We start from the raw sequence: 21,140 nt of genomic DNA, 5'->3' as shown, positions 1-21,140 counted from the left end.
TCACGGTCACGGGTGTCAGGGAGTCGCCGACGCGCTCGCTGCCGCCAGCGGCGGGTAGTTGACCGAACCGCTGCCGGGCTTGAAGCCCTCCGGGATGGCCCGGCCCGGGTAGTACTGCTGCTGCAGACGCGTCCAGGTCCCGTCCGCGATCACCTCGTCGAGGGCCTTGTTCAGCGCGCCCAGCAGCTCCGGGCGGTCCAGTGCGACGGCGAAGGCGGTCGGCGAGGAGCTGAGCTGCTTCTGCGCCAGCACCACCTTGCCACCGCTGTCGTTGGCGCTCTTCTCGCCGATCTCCGCAGGCGAGATCCAGGCCTGCGCGGTGCCGGTCTTCAGCTGGTTGAGCGCGCTGTTGTAGTCGGGCACCCGCACCGGGTCGAGCTTGTTCTTGGTGGCGTAGTCGTCCTGGACGGTCCCCTGGACGACCACGACCCGCTTGCCCGCGAGCTGGTCGAAGTTGGTGATCGGCGAACCGGCGGGAACGTCGAGCCCGAAGTAGCCGAAGTCGTAGCCGTTGCTGAAGGCCACCGTCTTCTTGCGGGCCTCGGTGATGGTGATGGACGAACTGCCCACGTCGAACTTGCGGTTGGCGACCTGCGACAGCAGGGACGAGAAGTCCGTCGAGGCGAACTGCACCTTGAGGCCGGCCTTGGCGGCGACGGCGGTGAACAGGTCGTTGTCGAAGCCGGTGAACTTGCCGTCCTTGAGATAGACGTTCGGGGGTGCGTCCGAGAGCGTGCCGACGCGTATCGTCCCCGGCTCGGACAGCTTGTACGGGTTGTCGGCGGACTTCGTCGTCGTCGACGTGCTGCTGCACGCGCCGAGCGAGGCGACGGAGACGACGGCGGCGAGGGCGGCGAGGAGAACCCGGCGCGGGTGCATGGAAGCTCCAGACATGGTGGGGCCAGAGATGGTGAGGCCACAGAGATGGTGAGGAGAGGACGAATCGCGTGGCCGGCCCGCCCCGGACACGGAGACCGGCGCAGGGCGGAGGCAACGGAGGAACGACCCGGCCCGGACCCGTACGGATACGGGCGGAGGTGTGCGGGTCGAACGGGGAACGCAGCGGGCGGTCGGCGTCAGAGCCGAGGAAGGGCGCGCGTCAGCAGCTGGGGCGACAGCTCGTCGCCGTCACACGGCGCAGGTCGATGTGCCTGCGCGAAACGAGGTATCCAGCCATGCGGGCACTATGCGTGGTGATCGTCGGTGCAGTCAAATCGTGCGCGATCCAAGGCTGTCGGGCGCAGGAGTTGTGAGTTGAGCACTGCGCGTCTGGAGCCGGGAATCGGGGGGAAGGTGGGGAGAATGTACGAGATGCGAGCGACCCTGTCCGCGAACGTACGCCGCGGTCTCCGCGACCCGGTGGTCCACCTGACCGTCCGGGCCACCCTCGCGGCGACCCTCTCCTACGCCGTGGCCGTGCAGCTGAGCACCGAGCCCGCGCCGCTCACCGCGCCGCTGACGGCACTGCTGGTGGTCCAGGTGACCGTCTACTCGACGCTGACCACCAGCATCCGCCGGGTCAACTCGGTGGTGGTGGGCGTGCTGATCGCGATCGGCTTCAGCGCCGTGATGGGGCTCAGCTGGTGGAGCCTGGGGCTGATCATCCTGGCCTCGCTGACGGTCGGTCAGTTCGTCCGGGTGGACGAGTTCGTCAACGAGGTGGCGATCAGCGCGATGCTGGTGCTGGGGGTGACCAGGCTCGCCAACCAGGCCTGGGACCGGGTGCTGGAGACCCTGATCGGCGCCGTGGTCGGCCTGCTGTTCAACCTGCTGTTCGCACCCCCGGTCTGGCTCGACACCGCCGGCGAGTCGATCGAGGACCTGGCCCGCCGGGCCCGCCACCTGCTGCTGCGGCTCGCCGAACAGCTGCACGGCCCGACCGAGGTGCACCTCGCCGCCGCCCGGCTGCACGAGGCCCGCGAGCTGGACCAGGCGATCGCCGAGGTGGACGCCGCGCTCCGGCAGGCCGAGGACAGCCTGCGGCTGAACCCCCGGATCTCCGAGGGCCAGCTCCCCCGACTGGTGCTGCGCACGGGGCTGGACACCCTGGAGATCTGCGTCGTGGTGATCCGGGTGCTGGCCCGCTCGTTCACCGACCTGGCCAAGCGTCGCCCCGGCGACCAGGGGCTGTTCCCACCGGACGTCGCGCTCGCGCTGGAGGAGCTGCTCACCCACATCGGGGGTGCCCTGGTCAGCTTCTCGGTGCTGGTCACCACCCAGGTCAGCCGCAACGCGGAGGCGGCCGAACAGCGGCTGGCCGACGAGCTCACCGCCGCGCTGGCCAGCCGGGAGAACGTCGCCCGGCTGCTGCTGGAGCAGGTGCAGCAGCGTCCCGACGCCTGGCAGCTGCACGGTTCGCTGCTCGCCGAGCTGGACCGGATCCTGGACGAGCTGGACCTCGAGCACCGGTCCCGGCGCCTGATGGAGGAGCTGGACCGGGCCGCCGTGGCGAGGAGCGAGCGGTTCACGGTGCTGTACCGGCTGCGCCGGCTCGTGCGGGGGTGATCGGCTGACGAGGGATCAGGCGGGGGTCGGACCGAAGCGGCGGCGGTAGTCCTGCGGGTTGAGGCCGGTCTCGCGGCGGAGCAGGGCGCGCAGGTTGGCGGCGGTGCCGAGGCCGCTGTGCCGGGCCACCGCGTCGAAGCCGGACTCGCCCCGTTCGATCAGGCGGCGGGCCAGGGTGAGGCGTTCGCCGGTGAGCCAGACCAGTGGAGTGGTGCCGAGCTCGGTGCGGAAGCGCCGGTGCAGGGTGGCCGGGCTGACCGCGGCGCGGGCCGCGAGGTCGGCCACCGTCAGCGGTTCGTCCAGCCGTTCCTGGGCCCAGGCCAGCACGGGGGCGAGCGATTCGTCCGGCAGATCGGGGACCGGCCGTTCGACGAACTGCCGTTGCCCGCCGTCCCGGTGGGCGGCGAAGACCAGCCGGCGGCTGACCGAGTTGGCGACCTCGGCGCCGTGGTCGCGCCGGACCAGGTGCAGGCCGAGGTCGAGGGCGGCGGCGCTGCCGGCCGAGGTGAGGATGTCGCCGTCGTCGACGAACAGCACGTCGGACTCCAGCCGGACGGCCGGGAACCTGGCCCGGAAGGAGTCCGCCCACTGCCAGTGCGCGGTGGCCCGGCGGCCGTCCAGGACCCCGGCCTCGGCCAGCGTGAAGGCGCCGCTGCAGAAGCCGACCAGCCGCGCCCCGCGGGCGTGCGCCCGCCGGACGGCGGCGAGCACGGCCGGGCGGCGCGGTACGTCGGTGTCAGGCCGGTTGGGCACGATCAGGGTGTCCGCCGTCTCGGCGGCCGCCAGCCCGGCCACGCCGGTGAGGGTGAAGAAGCCGTCCCGCATCAGGGTGCGCGGCGCGGGTGAGCAGAGCCTGAACTCGTAGAGGTCGCGCCCGATTTCGGGTCGGCGGAGGCCGAACACCTCGGTGGCGCAGCCGAGTTCGAACGGGTTGGAGTTCTGGTCCACGATGACGACCACCCGGTGCGGACGCGGCTGCGAGGATTCTTGCGGCATGTGCGATTCCTAGCACTCACGCGGCCGGTCCGCCAAGGGCCAGGATGGGCCGCATGACCACCACACCGATCGACCTCGGCACGGCGCTGGCCTCCTTCGACACCCTCTGGAGCCCCCGGATCGTCACCCGCGTCAACGACTACGACGTCCGGATCGCCAAGATGCACGGCGAGCACGTCTGGCACGCCCACGACCACACCGACGAGTTCTTCCTGGTGCTCGAAGGCGAGTTGCACATCTCGCTGCGCGAGCCCGCCGGTGAGCGCACCGTGGTGCTGCCGAAGGGCGCCGTCTTCACCGTCCCCCGAGGCACCGAGCACCGGCCGGTCGCTCCCTCGGGTGCCTCGATCCTGATGTTCGAGCCGACCGGCACCCTCACGGTCGGCGACCGGCACGAGGAGATCCCCGGTCATGTGGACGCGACTATAGGACACCCGATCGTGTTGTGAACCGACTTCGCTCCGGAACGCCCCTGATTGGTGAACTTTTGTCGACGGTGTCCGCCCGGCCGGCTCCCCGATGCGACCCCTGACGGCCCGTCCGACCTGCGGTGTTGCCGGGGTGCGGGCGGGCTCCGGTGGGTGTTCGGACCGGACGGGTGCGATCCATGCCTTGTTGCGCGGGGCGGCGGCGCTTCCTACGGTCGTCGCCATGAGTATCCCCACGGAGCCGATCGGTAGTATCCCGCGACCGCGTGCCTTGCTGGAGGCCCTGGCTCAGCATGCCGAAGGGCGGCTGGACGCAGCAGATCTGACGAAGCTTCAGGAACAGGCCACGGCCGAGACGCTGGCCAAACTGGAGAGCCTGGGCAGCCCCGTCCTGGTGGACGGGGAGCAGGCCAAGCCCAGCTTCGTCACCTATCCCTTGGCGGGGCTGGCCACCCTCGCCGCGGACGGTGCCGTCATTCCGTTCGCCGACGGCCACACCCGGCAGCTGCCGAAGCTGACCGGCGGGCCGTTCCGCTACCAGGTCGGCGCGTCCAGCTACCTGCGGGACGCCAAGCGGCACACCGGTCTGCCGGTCAAGCAGGCGGTGATCGCGCCGTCCGCGCTCAGCCTGCTCTACCCGGCCGATCCGATCGCCGGTTACTCGCGCGAGGCGTTCCTGAGCGATCTGGCGGACGAGGCCGAGGCCGACATCCGGGGCTGCCTGGATGCGGGTGCGCACAGCGTCCAACTGGACTTCACCGAGGGTCGGTTGTCGCTCAAGCTCGACCCGTCCGGGTCCGTGCTGGACGACTTCATCGCGCTCAACAACAGCGTGCTCGACCGGTTCGACGCCGAGCAGAAGGCGCGGCTGGGCGTGCACACCTGCCCGGGCGGTGACCACGACTCCACCCACAGCCTGGACATCGACTACGCCGAGCTGCTGCCCAAGCTGTTCCAGCTGCACGTCGGCAACTTCTACGTCCAGCTGGCCAGCGAGGCCGACCCGGAGCGGGTGCTCGGCATCATCGCCGATCAACTCCGGCCGGGCATCCGGGTGTTCGTCGGGGTGACCGACCCGATCGATCCCGTGGTGGAGACCGCGGAGCAGGTCCGCGACCGGGTGCTGCAGGCGGCCCGGTACATCCCGGTGGAGCAGTTGGGCACCACCGACGACTGCGGCTTCGCGCCGTTCGCCGACGACACCTCGACCTCGCGCGACCTGGCCTTCGCCAAGATCGCGGCCCGGGTGCAGGGGACCGCGCTGGCGGCGGCGGCGCTCGGCCTCTGACGCAGGGTGGCCCACCCGTACGGGTGGGCCACCGTCGTCGTCTCAGCGCTTGGTGCGGAGCCAGTCCGCCAGCGCCGCGAGCCCGTCCTCCGGGGCCCGGCGGCCGAGGCCGATCCGGAACCGGTCGGTGGGGGAGGGAGTCAGCTCGGAGCGGTAGATGCTCGCGGGCAGCAGCAGCACCCCGGCCTCCTCGACCAGCCGGGTGCAGAAGGTCTCCACTCCCTCGGCGCCCAAGTAGCGCGGATAGGCGACGCAACCGCCGTCGGGCGCCTGCCAGTCGAAGAGCTCGGCGAAGTCGGCGTCGGCGAAGAACGCCTCGAAGGCGGGGAGGTTGGCCGCCAGCAGCGCCCGGTTGCGGTCGAGGATGGTGTCGCGGGCCTTGAGGGCGATCCGGGCCAACACCTCGCTGGGGGCCGAGTTGCAGATCGTGGTGTAGTGCTTGGCCCGCTCCAGCCGGGACCTCAACTCGCGGTCGCGGCAGGCGATCCAGCCGATCCGCAGGCCCGGCAGGCCGAGCGCCTTGGAGGTGACGTTCAGGGAGAGGGCGTGCGGTGAGAGGTCGGCGGCCTGCGGGAGGGTGCGGGCGGGGTCGCGCTCCAGGCCGCGGTAGACCTCGTCGCTGAACAGGTGGATGCCGCGCTCGTCGCAGAGCCGCACCAGGGCCGCGAAGTCGGCGGCGTCGATCACCTTGCCGGTGGGGTTGTTGGGGAAGTTGACCGACAGCACCCGGGTGTTCGGGCGCAGCGCGTCCCGGACCCGGTCGAGGTCCAACGCCCAGTCCAGGTCCGGGTCCAGGGCCACGCCGGTGACCTCGCAGAGGGCCAGCGGGACGGTCTCGGCGGCCTGGTAGTTCGGGGTCACCACCACGGCGTGGTCGCCGGGCCCGAGCAGCACGTTCATCGCCAGGTAGAGCGCCTCCTCGGCGCCGGCGAAGCAGATCACGTCGTCCGGGCCCGCCAGGTCGTACGTGGCGGCGATCGCCTCGCGCAGGCCGGGGTCGCCGAAGGTCTCGGTGTAGCCGAGCGAGAGGTGCTCGAAGGCGTCGCGGTCCCGGTCGTCGGCCAGCGCGAGCAGTTCGCTCAGCGTCATGGTCTCGACGTCGGAGGCGGTCAGGTGGTGCCGGGCGGTGAACTCCCAGCGGGAGAAGTAGGTTTCGAGCCGGAAGTCGGGCAGTCGGGTCATGGCGCCAGTCCTTCGGAGGGGGCCGCCCTGAGCTCGGTCAGCAGGGCGTAGACGGTGGACCGGGACACCCGGAGGGCCTCGGCGACGGCGGGGGCGGCCCGGCGGACCGCGAACACCCCGGCCTGCTCCAGCTCGGCCAGCACGGCCAGCCGGTCCTGCCGGGTGAGCCGCTCGACCGGGCGGCCGTGCTCGCGGACGTAGCCGCCGACCGCGTGCTGGATGCGCTCGGACCAGTCCTGCTCGAACAGCGGCTCCGGCCGCCGCACGGTCGGCGCCCCGAAGGCGGACAGGACGGCGGCGGCCCGCTCCAGCGGCGTGCGGTCGAGGTTGACGCAGAGCACCGCCGCCGCGCGACCGTCCCCGTCGCGCAGCACGGCGCTGACCGAGGACAGCCTTCGGCCGTCGGCGAGCAGTTTCTCGTACGGGCCGTAGACGTCCCGGCCCGCCGGGTCCAGCGCGTCCAACTCGCCGAGCAGGGACGGGTCACCGGCCCGGCGGGGGGTGAGCGGGTGCCAGACCTGCAGCACCCGGTCGGTGTCGGGATCGTGCAGCACCACCTCGGCGTACGGGCCGAGCAGCAGCGCGACGGCCTCGCACACCGGGCCCCACATCCGTACCCGGGGGTCCTCCGTGGTCTTCCTCATGGCTGGACTGTACGTCCGGACTGGACGGATCGTCCAGCGACGCGCGGGTCCGGGGGTCGCCATCGCCCACCGGAGCGGGCTGATGGCGACCCCCGGGGATCAGCGGGGCGTCATCAACGGCCCTGGAGGGCCTTGACGTTGTCGCCGAAGCTCCAGCCCTTCGAGCCGTCCCAGTTGATCGACCAGGTCATCAGGCCCTTCAGCTGGCCGCCGAAGGAGTTGTAGGCCTGGCTGACCAGGCTCGGCGCCATGTAGCCACCACCGGCACCGGACTGGGCCGGCAGGCCGGGCACCTGCTTGTCGTAGGGCACCTTGACGGTGGTGCCCTGGATGACCAGGCCGTTGTTCAGGCAGGTGGTCTGCGCGGTGAAGCCCTGGACGGTGCCGGCCGAGTAGGAGTCGCCGGAGCAGCCGTACATGCTGCCGTTGTAGTACTGCATGTTGAGCCACCACAGGCGGCCGTTGTCGGCGTACTTCTTGATGATCGGGAGGTAGGAGCCCCAGATCGAGCCGTAGGTGACGCTGCCGCCGGTGACGTACGCGGTCTCGGGGGCCATCGTGAGGCCGAAGCCCGCGGGCATCTGGGCCAGCACGCCGTCGATGATGCGGATCAGGTTGGCCTGGGAGGCGGACAGCGTGTTGATGTTGCCGCTGCCGGACAGGCCGGTCTCGATGTCGATGTCGATGCCGTCGAAGTTGTACTTCTTGAGGATCGGGACGACGGTCGCCACGAACTTGTCGGCGACGGTGCTGGAGCTCAGGTCGATGCCCGCGGCGGCCCCGCCGATCGACATCAGGATGGTCGCCCCGGCGGCCTTGGCCTGGCACATCTCGGCGGGGGTCGAGACCTTGACGCCGGCGTCCATGCCGTCCTGCCACAGCACGGTGCCGTCCGAGAGGATCACCGGGAAGGCGGCGTTGACGACGTTGTAGCCGTGCGCGGCGATCCGGCTGTCCGTGATGGGGACCCAGCCCATGCCGGGGTGGACGCCGTTCGAGGCGCCGTCCCAGTTCTCCCAGTAGCCCTGCAGGACCTTGCCCGACGGCTTGGGCTTCGTGGCGCAGGTGTCGCCGCCGGTCGGGGTGCTGGACGGGCTGGTGGACGGCGAGGGGCTGGTCGACGGGCTCGTGGACGGGCTCGTGGACGGTGACGGGCTGGTCGACGGGCTGCTGCTCGGGGAGGGGCTGCTCGACGGGCTGGTGGACGGCGAGGGGCTGCTGCCGCCGGGGCCGGTGAGCGACACGTCGTCCGCGTAGTACGTGGGCTGCCCGTACCAGCCGTGCAGGTAGACGGTCACCGAGGTGGTGCTGGCCCCGGTGGCGAAGCTGACGCTGAGCTGGCCGTACGCGGCGTTGTTCGGCGTCCAGGCGGACGTGGTGCCGGTGAGGCCGGTGCCGGTGGCGCCCAGGTAGACGTAGCTGCCCTGGACGTAAGCGCTCAGCGTGTACTGGGAGTTGGGCTGCACGCTGATGGTCTGGGTGCACTGCGCGTTGTCCTGGCCGGTGGGCGTGGCCTTGAGCGCGGAGGCGCCGGAGCGGACCGGACTGCCGACGGCCGCACCGGAGTTGGCGGTGCAGGTCCAGCCCGAGAGACCGCTCTCGAAGCCGGGGTTGGCCACCAGGTTGGGGGTGGCGGCCCCGGCCGTGACGGAGCCGGCCGCGGCGAGGCCGGCTCCGATGACGGCGGCCGCGCTCACCCCGGCGAGGGAGCTCCTCCAGGGGGACGGGTGGAAACCACCCGGCAGACGTGTGGTGCGCGACCTCCGACGGACCATGCTGTGCCTTCTTCCCGCCGAGCGTCATGGACATGACCGACGCGTGGGGGCGCGACGCCCGGCTCTGGGTGAGGTGGGGACATGTGGGGATGTGCCGAACCGGATCGTAGGAGGGGTGGCACGGCCCGTCAATAGGTCTGGACCATTAGCGAGTTGTGCGGCTCGTTCCGGTGCTCAGGCGCCGAGTTGATCGGCGACCAGGGCAGCAAACTCCTCCGGGGTGATGATCCGGACGCCCAGCTCCTCGGCCTTGGCGCGCTTGGCGCCGGCCTTCTCGCCCGCGACCAGCAGGGTGGTGCGCTTGGAGACCGAGGAGGACGCCTTGCCGCCGGCCCGCTCGATCAGCTCGTTCATCTCGTTCCTGGAGAGCTCGCCCAGGGCGCCGGTCATGGAGCCGGTGACCACCACGGCCTGGCCGGCCAGCGGACCGGTCGGGGCGCCCTCGGCGGCGGAGGCGGCGGCGGTGGCGACCGCCGTCGGCTCGGTCTCCGCGACGCCGACCTGCTGGGCGATCAACTTGTCGAGCAGCGGCGCCAGTTCGGTCAGCTCGGCGACGATCACCCGGGCCTTCTCGGTGCCGATGCCGGGCACCCCGGCCAGGGTGTCCTGGTCGGCCGCCCGGATCGCGGCCATGCTGCCGAAGTGCGCGGCGATCCGGCGCGACATGGTCCGGCCGGTGCCCCGGACGCCGAGCGCGCAGAACACCCGGTGCAGCGGCTGGTGGCGGGCGGTCTCCAGCGCGGCGAGCAGGTTGTCCGCGCTGGTCTCGCCCATCCGCTCCAGGGTGAGCAGCTGATCCCGGGTCAGGGTGAACAGGTCGGCGAGGTCGGCCACCAGACCGGACTCGACCAGCTGGACCGCCCGGGTGCCGCCGAGCCCCGCGATGTCGAGCTGGTCGCGGGCGGCCGCGTACCGGATCGAGGCGACCGCCTGGCAGCCCCGGCCCTGGACGCAGCGCCAGCGCTGCTCGGAGGTGTCGATGTCGCCGCCGCAGCGGGGGCAGACCTCGGGGAAGACGATCGGCTGCTCGGCGCCGGTGCGCTGCTCGACCAGCGGCGCCTCCACCCGGGGGATCACGTCACCGGCCCGGTAGACGAAGACCTGATCGCCCGTCATCAGCCCACGCCGGGTGATGTCGGCGGGGTTGTGCAGGGTCGCGTAGGTGACCGTGACGCCGTCGATCAGGACCGGCTCCAGCACGGCGCGGGGCGCGATGATGCCGGTGCGGCCGACGTTCCACTCCACCTCCAGCAGGCGGGTGACCTTGTGCTGGGCGGGCAGCTTGCGGGCGACCGCCCAGCGCGGCGCCCGGGAGCCCGCGCCGGCCTGCTGCTGGTCGGCGGCGGAGTCCGCCTTGACCACCACGCCGTCGATGCCGAACGGCAGCACCGGCCGGAGCGCGGCGATCTCGTCGATCCGCTGCTGCACCTCCTCGACCGTGGCGCAGCGCCGGGGCTCGGCCGCCGTGCCCGCGGCGGTGTGCACGCCCAGCTCGGCGATCCGGGCCAGCAGCTCGCGGTGGCCCAGGCCGTCCAGCCCGACGGCGTCGTACGCGAACAGGGTCAGCTCGACCCGGTACGGGCGGTCCTTGGCCCGCAGGGTGCCGGCCGCGCCGCTGCGCGGGTGGGCGAACGGGGTCGCGCCGTGCGCGGTGCGGGTCTCGTTCGCCAGCTCGAACTGCTCGTGGGTGAGCAGGACTTCACCGCGCAGCTCCAGGTCGAGCGGCTCGGCCAGGGTGGCGGGCAGGCCGAGCACGGCGTCGGCGGAGTGGGTGATGTCCTCGCCCGCCAGGCCGTCGCCCCGGGTGAGCAGCTGGACCAGCCGCCCGGCGCGGTAGCGGGCGGCCACCGCCAGGCCGTCCAGCTTCGGCTCCACGCACCAGCCGTCCACCGGCCGCCCGAGCCGGCGCTCCAGGCCGGCCGCCCAGGCGGCGAACTCCTCGGCGGAGAAGACGTTGTCCAGCGAGAGCATCGGCACCGAGTGCGGGACGTCGCCGTCGGCCGCGCCGCCCGCCACCTTGCCGGTCGGCGAGTGCGCCAACACCTCGGCCGGGTGGGCGAGTTCGTACGCCTCGATGGCCCGCACCAGGGCGTCGTACTCGTCGTCGCCCAGCGGGGTCGAGCCGTCGTCGTAGTAGGCGGCGGCCGCTCGGACGGCCGTTTCCACGGCGTCAGAGTAGGCGGCAAGGGAGGCGAGATTCGCTGCATCCGTCATACCCACATCATCTCGTTCGGCACTGACATCGCCGGTGGTCGGCGGGGTCGTCACAGCGCCGCGCACTGACCCGTCCGGGCGCCGCCGATGGTGTTGGGCGCTCCGTTGTGGACGGGCGGCGGGGTGTTGCCGGTGCAGTGCAGGGATCCGCCGACGGTGTTCGCCCCGACCGTCAACCCGCCGTGATTGGACGAGAGTTGGACCGATCCGGTGATCCGGTTGCCGAGGCAGCCGCGCCCGGCCGGGTCCCCGAGGAGGACGGCGCCGGTGGAGTCGGCCGCCGCCAGCGAGCCGGTCAGCGTGCTGTCGCAGACGCCGAGGAAGGCGGCGCCGCGCGCGGTGATGCTGCCGAGGGTCGAGTGGCCGACGAACAGCGTGGCCCCGGGCTCGACCAGGACGGAGTCGGCGGTCGCGTCCAGCAGGCAGGTGCTGGGGCCGGTCGCCACCACCGAACCGACCCGGCCGGTGAGCGTCCGGGCGCAGCCGACCCGTTGGGTGAGGCTCACGGGCGCACCGGGCCGGTAGGCGGTGTCGCCCGGGTAGCGGGCGGTGACGGTGTGCGGGCCGGGCAGCAGGCCGTCCCGGCTGATCCGGGTGAGCGCGCAGTTCGGGCCGCCGCCGGGGGAGAGGGTACCGGTGCCGATCGGGGTGTCGCCCTCGGTCAGGGTCACGGTGCCGGTCGGCGGTCCTGCCGGGGCGATGGCCGGTGAGGCCGGGCAGACGGTGGCGGTGAAGGTCACCGGCTGGCCGAACGGGGCCGGGTCGGCGGAGGAGGTGAGAGTGGTGGTGACGGGCCGTCGGCCGATGTTCAGCAGGATCGAGGCGGCGTAGTCGTTGCCGACGGCGAGGTCCGGCCGGCCGTCGCCGTTCAGGTCGGCGATCACCGGCCGGCCGCCGAACGCCGGTTTCCCGTAGCCCTGTTGGGGCTGGAAGGTGCCGTCGCCGTTGCCGAGCAGCACGGTTGCCTTGAGGTCGGTGCCGGTGGCGACCAGGTCGGCCCGGCCGTCCAGGTCCAGGTCCCCGGTGGTGATCGAGCCGGGGAAGTCGCCCATCGGGACGGCGGTCGGCGCGCCGAGGCCGCCGGTGCCGTCGCCGAGCAGGATGCTCACCGCGTCGGCCGTCGCGGAGGTGACCGCCAGGTCGGGCCGGCCGTCGCCGTTGAAGTCGGCGGTGGTCAGGCCGAGCGGGGTGGATCCGGTGGGGTGGCTACGGGCGGCCCGGAAGGTGCCGTCACCGTTGCCGAGCAGCACGAACACCGCCCCGGCGGCGAAATCGCTGTCGTCCGGCACCGCGAGGTCGAGATGTCCGTCCCGGTCCAGGTCCACCAGGACCAGGTCGGTCGGCCGGGAGCCCACGCGGTGGGTCCGCTGCGGCTGGAGGGTGCCGTCGCCGTTGCCCAGCAGCACCGACACCGTGCCGTCGTTGCCGTTCGCGGTCACCAGGTCGGGTCGGCCGTCCCCGTTCAGGTCGCCGGTGGCCAGCCCGACGGGGTGCGCGCCGGCGGCGAACTCGCGCGAGGGCTGGAAGGTGCCGTCGCCGTTGCTGAGCCGGAGCTCGACCGCACCGACGTTGCTGACGGGGTGTCCGCCGGTGGCGATCGCCAGGTCGGTCCGGCCGTCCCCACTGAAGTCTCCGGTCACGATCCGGCTGGGGTCGAGGCCGACCGGTGAGGTGTCCGGCGGGCCGAAGGTGCCGTCCCCGTTGGCCGTGAAGACCGAGACGGTGCTGTCGTAGTTGTTGGCCGCGACCAGGTCGAGGCGCCCGTTGCCGTGGAAGTCGCCGAGCGCGATCTCGAACGGATACTGCCCGGCCCGGTAGTTCACCGCTGGGGCGAACAGGCCACCGTCCGGTTCCGCCGCCGCCACCGCGGTCGGCGGGCCCGCCGCCAGGCCCGCCGCCGCCAGGGCTGCCACCAGTACCGCGCGCAGCGGTACCCCGATCCCGTTCATCCGGCTCTCCTCCCGGCCACCGGCCCGGCCGGGTCGCACCGGCCGTCACCATCTCTGATGGTCCGTCAGAACGGTGGTCGGATCACGAACGACACTCCGCCCGGCGCCCTCGGCCTGCCGGGTCAGGTGACTCTCCGTAGTGGAAAGGAGAGTGCAACCCCCCTCTTTCGGATCCTCGACGGGGGTTGAATACCAGCTATTGGTCAAAGGTCGGTCAAGTGTATTAATGATCCCTTTTTCGTCCGGTACAGTTTCCGTATGGGACATCGTGAGGATCTGCTGGAGGGCGCCAAGCGGTGCCTTATCGAAAAGGGTTACGGCCGTACGACCACCAGAGACATCGTCGCGGCTTCCGGGGCCAACCTGGCCTCCATCGGTTACCACTACGGGTCGAAGGAGGCGCTGCTCAACGCCGCTCTCCTGGAGGCACTGGACGACACCGGTGGGGAGTACCAGCCGACCTCGGTCGAGGACCCGAGGCCCGGCGCCGACCCGCTGGAGCGGTTCGAGGCGGCCTGGGCTCAGATCGTCGAGAAGTACACCACGCGCCGGCAGCTGCTGCTGGCCAGCTTCGAGGTGTTCGCGCAGGTGGACAGGGTTCCCGAGTTGCGGGCGGCACTGGCCGACGGCATCCAGCAAGGGCGCGAGTCGATGGCCGAGCTGTTCCAGAGCATCGCCGGCGACAGTGCCGAGCCGCTCGACGAGGAGCGGCAGAACGCGATCGGTTCGTTCTACCAGGCGCTGGCCACGGGTGTGATGGCTCAGCTGCTGGTGGATCCGGACCGGGCCCCGTCCGCGCGTGATCTGACCCTGGCCCTGCGCACGATGGTGAATTGGCACACCGCGCTTCTGCCGGAGCCTCAGCCCGTTCAGATCTGAGCCCCACGAAAAACTTCAGAGAATGCCGAATAACCGGCGGTCGAGGAATTCCTCGACCGCCGGTCCAATTTCTACGGCGCTGTTCTCAGGCGGTCCGTCAGATACGGTGCAGGACGAAATCGTCGGTGGTCTCGCCCTTGAAAAGCAGGTCGGGACGGCCACTCAGCGTGTAGTCGCCGTGCGGGGTGACCAGCACGTCGGTGGGCAGCCGCTCGGGCCACGGCTCGACCCGCTGGATCTCGTGCGCGGTGGACCAGGTGCGGTCGGTCGGGCGGAGCACGATCACCGCGTCGATGCCGTCCGGGTTCGCCAGGTTGTTGCTGACCACCAGCAGGGTGCCGTCCGGGCGCAGGGCGATCGAGTCGCCGCCGATGATCGCACGGTCCAGCGTGACCGGGTGGGCCTGCTGCGGGGCGTTCAGCGGGATCTTGACCAGCTGGCCGGTGCTGTACTGCAGGGTCAGCAGGAAGCCGGCCGGGTGCAGCAGCAGACCGATCACGCCGGCGCCGGTGCCCAGCTGCCAGCCGGGGGAGATCACCGAGGTGTCGGCGAACACCGAGGCCTGGCCGTCGACGGTGACCTTGTAGATCTTGTTGGCGGCGGGGTCGCTGACGTACGCGGTGCCGTCCTTGTCGATGGCGACCCGGTCGGCGGCGTGCATCGGCTCGTCGCCGAGGCTGAGGTCCACCAGGAACAGCTGGCGGCCGGTGCTCAGCTCGAACACGCCGAGCCCGGACTCCTTGAGGTAGGTCTCCGGGGTGGACCGGGTGCCGAGGCCGAGGTCGTGGTAGCCGAGCAGCAGCCGGTTGCGGTGGACGTCGACGGCTATGCCGACGGTCGAGACGATCTTCGGGTCGGGGTTGCTGACCAGCGGGGTCACCGAGCCGTCGGACTTCAGGATCGAGGCGGTGCCGTGCCGGGTCGAGCTCAGCAGGACGGCCTTGCGCCGGGGATCCCAGACCATGCCCTCCGGGTGCAGGGAGTCGGCGTGGCCGGTGATGACTCCGGGGTAGGGGCAGGCGTCGGCGGATTCGGTGGCCGCCTCGGCCGAGGATGCCAGACCGGCCGTGGCAGCGGCGGCGACCACTGCGGCCCCGAGCACGCCGCGGCGGCTGATCTCAGTGTCGGTCATGTTTCTTCGTCTCCTGGTGGGACAGGCGTGCACGGACCACGAGCGCCCGACGGCGAAACGGGAAACTGGGCAGGATCGACGACGCCGCCGCACTGGGTTCGTCCGGGAACGGGTGCCCCCAGCATCGAACTTGGCACGAAACTAGTGCCGCGACGGTCCCGCTCCCACCCCTATCCGCCCCCTGTCCGACCAGGGACTACCGCACCAGGACGGGGAGCGACTCGACGCCGTACACGATCGACAGCTTGCGGAAGGCCAGCTCCTCCGGGGGTACCGCCAGCCGCAGTTCGGGGAACCGCCGGACCAGGGCGGGGAAGGCGGAGCGCAGCTCCATCTTGGCCAGCTCGGCGCCGATGCAGCGGTGCATGCCGTACCCGAAGGCCAGGTGCGAGGGGCCCTGGCGGTCGCCGTCGAAGCGCTCCGGGTCGGCGCCGAAGACGGTGTCCCGGTTGGCGCCGCTGAGCGAGCAGAGCACCACGTCGCCCGCCGAGATCCGGGTGCCGGCGATCTCCATGTCCTCGCGGGCGAACCGCGGGAAGGCCATCTGGACCACCGTCAGGTACCGCAGCAGCTCGTCGACGAACGGCGCGGTCGCGGCGTCGTCGTCGCGGATCCGGGCGAACGCCACCGGGTCCTGCAGCAGCACCAGCGAACCGAGCGCCAGCATGCTCGCGGTGGTCTCGAAGCCACCTGTCAGCACCCCGTCGGCGAGACCGGCCAGCTCCTGGTCGTCGATGTCGTCGCCGTACTCCTTGATCAGCATGCCGAGCAGGCCGTCGCCGGGCTCGACCCGCTGGCGCTGCACGACCTCCTGCAGGTAGGCCAGCGACTCGGTGATCGCGCCGAACGGGGTGCCCGCGCCGGCGAACAGGTCGAACCGGGCGGTGCCGAGCCGCTGGAAGTCCTCGCGGTCCTCGTACGGTATGCCGAGCAGCTCACAGATGGTCAGCGAGGGGATCGGCAGCGCGTAGTGCTCCACCAGGTCGACCGGGCCCGGGCCGGCGGCGGCCATCTGGTTGAGCTGCTCGGTGACCAGCGCGTCGATCCGGGGGCCGAGGCGGCTGAGCCTGCGCATGGTGAACTCGGGGGTCAGTCGCTTCCGGAGCCGGGTGTGCACCGGGGGGTCGCTGAAGCCCAGGCCACCCGGGTTCTGACCCTCGGTCACGCCGACGTTGCCGATCAGGTTGGCGAAGTCGCTGCTGAAGCCGGTCGGCCGGCCGAGCACCTGCTTGACCTCCTCGTAGCCGGTGACCAGCCAGGCGTTGAAGCCGAACGGCAGCGGCACCCGGCTGATCGGCGCGGCCGCCCGGGTGGTGGCCATCGCCGGGACCGGGTCCAGTCCATCCCGCTTCAGCGGCATCAGGACCGATTCGGGCAGGAATGAGACGTCGGAGAGGTCGAAGCCGTTCCGGGCGGTCCGGGCGAGGTAACGGCGCCCGATCCAACTGGTCGCACGTGAACGGAGTTTGGTCATCAGCACTGGGTGCTCCAATCCGGGCAGGAGGCCGACTGGCCAAGGGGTCGTCGAACAGCCGTGCGCGGCGGCGGGCATCAGCGTATCCAGAGACGGTCGTACGTATGACAGCCGGATGGCCGTTAGGGGTTCCACAGCGGCGGTCAGGGGGGTGAGTCGGCTGGTTACGCCGCCCGGGCCCGATTTGAATGAATCGTTCGACCGCATTCTGTATCGCCCGACCGGCTGGAGAGGTGGAGCGTGACTACTGTTGAGGAGGCCCTGGCGGTGTTGGGGGACGTCGGACGACGTCCCGACATGCGGGCCAGGGTCGACGAGTTGCTGGCGACCAAGGACGAGGTGGCGCAGGGTGCGCCGCAGGCGACCCGGAACCAGCGGGCCAAGGGGAAGCTGACGGTCCGTGAACGGATCGACCTGCTCTTCGACGAGGGGACCTTCCGGGAGATCGAACAGCTCCGCCGGCACCGGGCGACCGGTTTCGGACTGGAGGACAAGCGCCCGCACACCGACGGTGTGATCACCGGGTGGGGCAAGGTCTGGGGCCGGACGGTCTTCGTCTACGCCCACGACTTCCGGATCTTCGGCGGCTCGCTCGGCGAGGCGCACGCGGAGAAGATCCACAAGGTGATGGACCTGGCCGAGGCGGCCGGTGCGCCGCTGGTCAGTCTCAGCGACGGCGCCGGGGCCCGGATCCAGGAGGGTGTCACCGCGCTGGCCGGGTACGGCGGGATCTTCCGCCGCAACGTCCAGGCGTCCGGGGTGATCCCGCAGATATCGGTGATGCTCGGCCCGTGCGCGGGCGGCGCGACCTACTCGCCCGCGCTGACCGACTTCGTCTTCATGGTCCGGGACATCTCGCAGATGTACATCACCGGACCCGACGTGGTGAAGTCGGTGACCGGCGAGACCATCACCCACGACGGGCTCGGCGGCGCCGAGGTGCACGCGGCGGTCTCCGGCGCGGCCGGCTTCCTGCACGACAACGAGGCCGACTGCATCGAGGACGTCCGGCACCTGCTCTCGCTGCTGCCGTCCAACAACCGTGAGCTGCCCCCCGTGGAGCTCTCCGAGGACCCGCCGGACCGGCGCAACGAGGCGCTGCTCGACCTGGTGCCGGCCGACCCCAACCGCGCCTACGACATGCGCAAGGTGATCGAGGAGATCGTCGACGACGCCGACTTCTTCGAGGTGCACGCCTCCTGGGCCACCAACATCCTCTGCGGGCTGGCCCGGCTGGACGGGCACGTGGTGGGCATCGTGGCCAACCAACCCGCCTCGTTCGCCGGGGTGCTGGACATCAACGCCTCGGAGAAGGCGGCGCGCTTCGTGCAGCTCTGCGACGCGTTCAGCATCCCGCTGGTGACCCTGGTCGACGTGCCGGGATTCCTGCCGGGCCGGGACCAGGAGCACGAGGGCATCATCCGGCACGGCGCCAAGCTGCTGTACGCGTACTGCAACGCGACCGTGCCGCGGATCCAGCTGATCCTGCGAAAGGCATACGGCGGCGCGTACATCGTGATGGACTCGCGCTCGATCGGTACCGACATCTCCTACGCCTGGCCCACCAACGAGATCGCCGTGATGGGCGCCGAGGGTGCGGCCAACGTGGTGTTCCGCCGCGAGATCGCGGCCGCCGACGATCCCGAGGCGGCCCGGCAGCAGCGGATCAAGGAGTACCAGGAGGAGTTGATGCACCCGTACTACGCGGCCGAGCGCGGCCTGGTGGACGATGTGATCGACCCGGCGCTGACCCGGTCCACGCTGATCGACGCGCTGGCGATGCTGCGCGCCAAGCACACCCGGCTGCCGGCCCGCAAGCACGGAAACCCGCCGGTGTAGTGATGGCGCAGACGCAGGAGGGTCCGCGGATCACCGTGGTCCGGGGTGCCCCGGATCCGGAGGAACTCGCCGCCGCCGTGGTGGCGTTGCTCGCACTGGCCCGGCGGCGGTCCGCCGCCGCCGGGCCGCCCGGTCGGCCGCCCCGGGGCACCGGCTGGGAGCCGGAGGGCTTCGGTGCGCCCGGGGCCTGGAACACCGGCTCGAAGTCCAGGTCATGAGTAGCGCTGCCGACACGGCAGTTGTTCAGGAAGGAAGCCCAACCACCATGTCAGTGACGCCCGTTGAGAGCGGTGCCTGGACCCGGAGGTTCCATCCGGCGCCCGAGGCGCCGACCAGGCTGGTCTGCTTCCCGCACGCCGGCGGGTCGGCCACCTACTACTTCCCCGTCTCCCGGGCGCTGTCGCCCGGCCTGGACGTGGTCTCGATCCAGTACCCCGGCCGGCAGGACCGGCGCACCGAGCCCTGCGTGGACTCGGTGGACCGGCTCGCCGACCTGGTCGTCGAGGAGCTGGGGGAGTGGCTGGACCGCCCGCTGGCGCTGTTCGGCCACAGCCTGGGCGCCACGCTGGCGTTCGAGGTGGCGAAGCGGCTGGAGCGGCGCGGAGTGGTGCCGACGGCGCTGTTCGCCTCCGGCCGCCGGGCGCCGTCCCGGCACCGCCCGGGGCGGGTCCACCTGTACGGGGACGCCGAGTTGATCGCCAACCTGAAGAAGATGAGCGGGACCGACGCCCAGGTGCTGGGCGACGACGAGATGCTGCAGATGATCATGCCCGCGATCCGCAGCGACTACAAGGCCGCCGAGACCTACCAGTACCGCCCGGGGCCGAAGTTGAGTTGCCCGATCATCGCGCTGACCGGCGACGAGGACCCGGAGGTGAACCTGGAGGAGGCCCGCGCGTGGTCCGAGCACACCACCGCGGGCTTCGAGATGCAGGTCTTCCAGGGCGGGCACTTCTACCTCAACCACCACGCCCCGGCGGTGCTGCGGGCCATCACCACCCAGCTGGGCAGCACCACCCAGCTGGGCGGCTGACCGCGGGAACACCGAAGGGCGGCGGGCCGGGGTTCTCCACCCCGGCCCGCCGCCCTTTCAGTTGTGCGCTCCGGTCAGGTCAGTGGTGGCCGACCGGCGAGCGGTCCCCGTTCTGCTGCGGGATGCTCGCGGCGCCGTCGGTGTCCTCGTCGTCCGGCGCCTCGATCTCCTTCGGCAGCTTGCCGAGGACGACCGCGGACAGGATCGCGCCGAAGATCATGACGCCACCGGCGGTGATCGCCGCCGCGTGCATGCCGTCGGTGAAGGCCACCCGGGCGATCCGGACGACCGTGTCCCGGACGCCGTCCGGGAGCTGGTTGGCCACCGCGACGGCGTCGGCCAGGGCCTCCCGGGCGTGCTGGGCGACGTTGGCCGGCAGGTCGGTCGGGAGCTTGTCGGCCAGGCCGTTGCGGTACACGGCGAAGCCGACGCTTCCCAGGACGGCCATACCGGCCGCACCACCGAACTGCTGGGTGGTCTCCAGCAGGGCGGACGCCGAGCCGGCCTTGGCCTTCGGCACGGTGGACAGCGCCAGGTCACCGACCAGGACCATGGCCATCATCAGACCGACGTTCGCCACACCGACACCGGTGAGCAGCACCCACAGCGGGGAGTCGAACTTGGTGAGCAGGACGAAGGCGTAGCCGAAGATCGAGATGGTGAAACCGGCGCTGATGACGTAGGCGCGGTGCATCTTCTGGGACAGCACGGCCGCGACCGGGCCGGCCACCGCGACGGCGAAGGACGGGATCAGGCACCAGAGGCCGGCGCTCAGCGCGCTGAGCCCGAGCACCGACTGCAGGTACTGGGTGGAGAAGATGCCGAAGCCGACGATCGCGAACATCGCGGTGGTGTTGATCGCGGCCGAGCCACCGAAGCCGCGGCTGAGCAGCAGCTTGGTGTCGATCATCGGGGTCTCGAGGGCGCGCTGACGGCAGATGAACAGCACGCCGACCAGGATGCCGGCGCCGAGCGCGATGCCCGAGCCGAGGTTGAACTTGTCCGCGGCCAGCGTCTGCATGGCGTAGATGACCGGGAGGATGGCGCCGAGCGAGAGGACCGCGCTGGGCAGGTCGAAGCGGCCCGGGTTGGGGTCCTTGGACTCCGGCAGCAGGATCGGTGCCAGCACCAGCATCAGGACCATCGCCGGGATGTTGAGCAGGAAGACCGAACCCCACCAGAAGTGGTCCAGCAGCAGACCGCTGACCACCGGGCCGATGGCGACGCCGAGGCCGGTGCCGGCGGTCCAGATGCCCACCGCGGCGGTGCGCTCCTTCTCGTCCCGGAAGATGTTCAGGATCAGGGCCCGGGTCGAGGGCATCAGGGTCGCGCCGCCGATGCCCAACAGGGCCCGGGCGAGGATGAGTTGGTTGGCGCTCTCGGCGTAGGCCGCGCCGACCGAGGCGAGACCGAAGCCGAGGATGCCGATGATCAGCAGCTTGCGGCGGCCGATCCGGTCGGCCAGCGAGCCCATGGTCACCAGCAGACCCGCCAGGATGAAGCCGTAGATGTCGAAGATCCACAGCTGCTGGTCGGTGGTCGGGAGCAGGTCGGCACTGAGGAAGGGCACCGCGAAGTACAACACCGAGGTGTCCATCGAGACGATGACCAGGGGCAGCACAAGCACGCCGAGGCCGAGCCACTCCTTCGCGCCGGCCTTGGGCGCCGCGTGGGCGCCGGAGGTGGTGCTCTGTTGGTTCGTCATTTCTAGGCTCTCTCCAGCCTTGTGGTGATTCGGTCGGACCAGTGGGTCGGACTAGGGGTCAGGTGGTTCGGACAGTATTTGTCCTGGCCATGTCACG

16 protein-coding genes and 2 pseudogenes are annotated in these 21,140 nt (G+C 71.3%); 7 read left to right on the top strand and 11 right to left on the bottom strand.

Going from position 1 to position 21,140, the window contains the following annotated elements:
* Positions 1-15 precede the first annotated feature (15 nt).
* Positions 16-894, bottom strand: a complete 879-nt coding sequence (locus tag F4556_RS08290; RefSeq protein WP_221503559.1) for an ABC transporter substrate-binding protein — start codon at positions 892-894, stop codon at positions 16-18.
* Between the two features lie 408 nt (positions 895-1,302).
* Here F4556_RS08290 and F4556_RS08285 point away from each other — a divergent pair, with 408 nt between their 5' ends.
* Positions 1,303-2,505 carry an FUSC family protein gene (locus tag F4556_RS08285; RefSeq protein WP_184912979.1) on the top strand — a complete coding sequence of 401 codons (1,203 nt, stop codon included), beginning with the start codon at positions 1,303-1,305 and terminating at the stop codon, positions 2,503-2,505.
* Between the two features lie 15 nt (positions 2,506-2,520).
* Here F4556_RS08285 and F4556_RS08280 read toward each other — a convergent pair whose 3' ends face one another.
* A complete protein-coding gene (locus F4556_RS08280; RefSeq protein WP_184912977.1) occupies positions 2,521-3,501 on the bottom strand; it encodes a GlxA family transcriptional regulator in 981 nt (326 codons plus the stop codon).
* A 53-nt stretch (positions 3,502-3,554) separates the two neighbouring features.
* Here F4556_RS08280 and F4556_RS08275 point away from each other — a divergent pair, with 53 nt between their 5' ends.
* Positions 3,555-3,950, top strand: a complete 396-nt coding sequence (locus F4556_RS08275) for a cupin domain-containing protein (protein WP_184912975.1) — start codon at positions 3,555-3,557, stop codon at positions 3,948-3,950.
* A gap of 202 nt (positions 3,951-4,152) precedes the next feature.
* Positions 4,153-5,217, top strand: coding sequence for a cobalamin-independent methionine synthase II family protein (locus F4556_RS08270; protein WP_184912974.1), 1,065 nt, complete (start codon positions 4,153-4,155; stop codon positions 5,215-5,217).
* Between the two features lie 42 nt (positions 5,218-5,259).
* Here the strand turns inward: F4556_RS08270 and F4556_RS08265 are convergent, their stop codons facing one another.
* From F4556_RS08265 to F4556_RS08245, 6 genes and pseudogenes are all read right to left on the bottom strand, one after another.
* Positions 5,260-6,399, bottom strand: a complete 1,140-nt coding sequence (locus tag F4556_RS08265; protein WP_184912972.1) for an aminotransferase class I/II-fold pyridoxal phosphate-dependent enzyme — start codon at positions 6,397-6,399, stop codon at positions 5,260-5,262.
* Positions 6,396-7,043 carry a helix-turn-helix transcriptional regulator gene (locus F4556_RS08260; RefSeq protein WP_184912970.1) on the bottom strand — a complete coding sequence of 216 codons (648 nt, stop codon included), beginning with the start codon at positions 7,041-7,043 and terminating at the stop codon, positions 6,396-6,398. The genes F4556_RS08265 and F4556_RS08260 overlap by 4 nt, the downstream gene beginning before the upstream one ends.
* Positions 7,044-7,156: 113 nt before the next feature.
* A pseudogene (locus tag F4556_RS38025) lies at positions 7,157-8,122 on the bottom strand (chitinase); the annotation flags it as partial.
* Positions 8,123-8,329: 207 nt separating this feature from the next.
* Positions 8,330-8,818 (bottom strand): annotated as a pseudogene (locus F4556_RS38020) (carbohydrate binding domain-containing protein); the annotation flags it as partial.
* A gap of 174 nt (positions 8,819-8,992) precedes the next feature.
* Positions 8,993-11,032 (bottom strand): NAD-dependent DNA ligase LigA, encoded by a 2,040-nt coding sequence (gene ligA / locus F4556_RS08250; RefSeq protein WP_184912967.1) that lies wholly within the window; start codon positions 11,030-11,032, stop codon positions 8,993-8,995.
* Positions 11,033-11,082: 50 nt separating this feature from the next.
* Complete coding sequence (locus F4556_RS08245; protein ID WP_184912965.1) at positions 11,083-12,981, bottom strand: FG-GAP-like repeat-containing protein; 1,899 nt, start codon at positions 12,979-12,981, stop codon at positions 11,083-11,085.
* Between the two features lie 258 nt (positions 12,982-13,239).
* Between F4556_RS08245 and F4556_RS08240 the strand changes: the two genes are divergently transcribed.
* A complete protein-coding gene (locus F4556_RS08240) occupies positions 13,240-13,860 on the top strand; it encodes a TetR/AcrR family transcriptional regulator (RefSeq protein WP_184912964.1) in 621 nt (206 codons plus the stop codon).
* Between the two features lie 97 nt (positions 13,861-13,957).
* Here F4556_RS08240 and F4556_RS08235 read toward each other — a convergent pair whose 3' ends face one another.
* Both F4556_RS08235 and F4556_RS08230 read right to left on the bottom strand, forming a co-directional pair.
* A complete protein-coding gene (locus F4556_RS08235; protein WP_184912962.1) occupies positions 13,958-14,992 on the bottom strand; it encodes a gluconolaconase in 1,035 nt (344 codons plus the stop codon).
* A gap of 196 nt (positions 14,993-15,188) precedes the next feature.
* Positions 15,189-16,466 (bottom strand): cytochrome P450, encoded by a 1,278-nt coding sequence (locus F4556_RS08230; RefSeq protein WP_184912960.1) that lies wholly within the window; start codon positions 16,464-16,466, stop codon positions 15,189-15,191.
* Between the two features lie 297 nt (positions 16,467-16,763).
* Here F4556_RS08230 and F4556_RS08225 point away from each other — a divergent pair, with 297 nt between their 5' ends.
* Genes F4556_RS08225 through F4556_RS08215 form a run of 3 tightly spaced genes read left to right on the top strand, consistent with a single transcriptional unit; the run spans position 16,764 to position 19,338 of the window.
* Positions 16,764-18,305, top strand: coding sequence for an acyl-CoA carboxylase subunit beta (locus tag F4556_RS08225; protein WP_184924407.1), 1,542 nt, complete (start codon positions 16,764-16,766; stop codon positions 18,303-18,305).
* 2 nt (positions 18,306-18,307) lie between these two features.
* A complete protein-coding gene (locus F4556_RS08220) occupies positions 18,308-18,523 on the top strand; it encodes an acyl-CoA carboxylase epsilon subunit (RefSeq protein WP_184912957.1) in 216 nt (71 codons plus the stop codon).
* Positions 18,524-18,570: 47 nt separating this feature from the next.
* Positions 18,571-19,338: a thioesterase II family protein gene (locus F4556_RS08215; protein WP_184912955.1), complete on the top strand. Its 768-nt coding sequence runs from the start codon at positions 18,571-18,573 to the stop codon at positions 19,336-19,338.
* 79 nt (positions 19,339-19,417) lie between these two features.
* Here F4556_RS08215 and F4556_RS08210 read toward each other — a convergent pair whose 3' ends face one another.
* Complete coding sequence (locus F4556_RS08210; protein ID WP_184912953.1) at positions 19,418-21,043, bottom strand: MFS transporter; 1,626 nt, start codon at positions 21,041-21,043, stop codon at positions 19,418-19,420.
* Positions 21,044-21,140: the final 97 nt, after the last annotated feature.

It is taken from the genome of Kitasatospora gansuensis, assembly GCF_014203705.1.
GTDB lineage: Bacteria > Actinomycetota > Actinomycetes > Streptomycetales > Streptomycetaceae > Kitasatospora > Kitasatospora gansuensis.
Note: the sequence above shows the minus strand (reverse complement) of the source record. Positions and strands in the feature narration are given on the sequence as shown.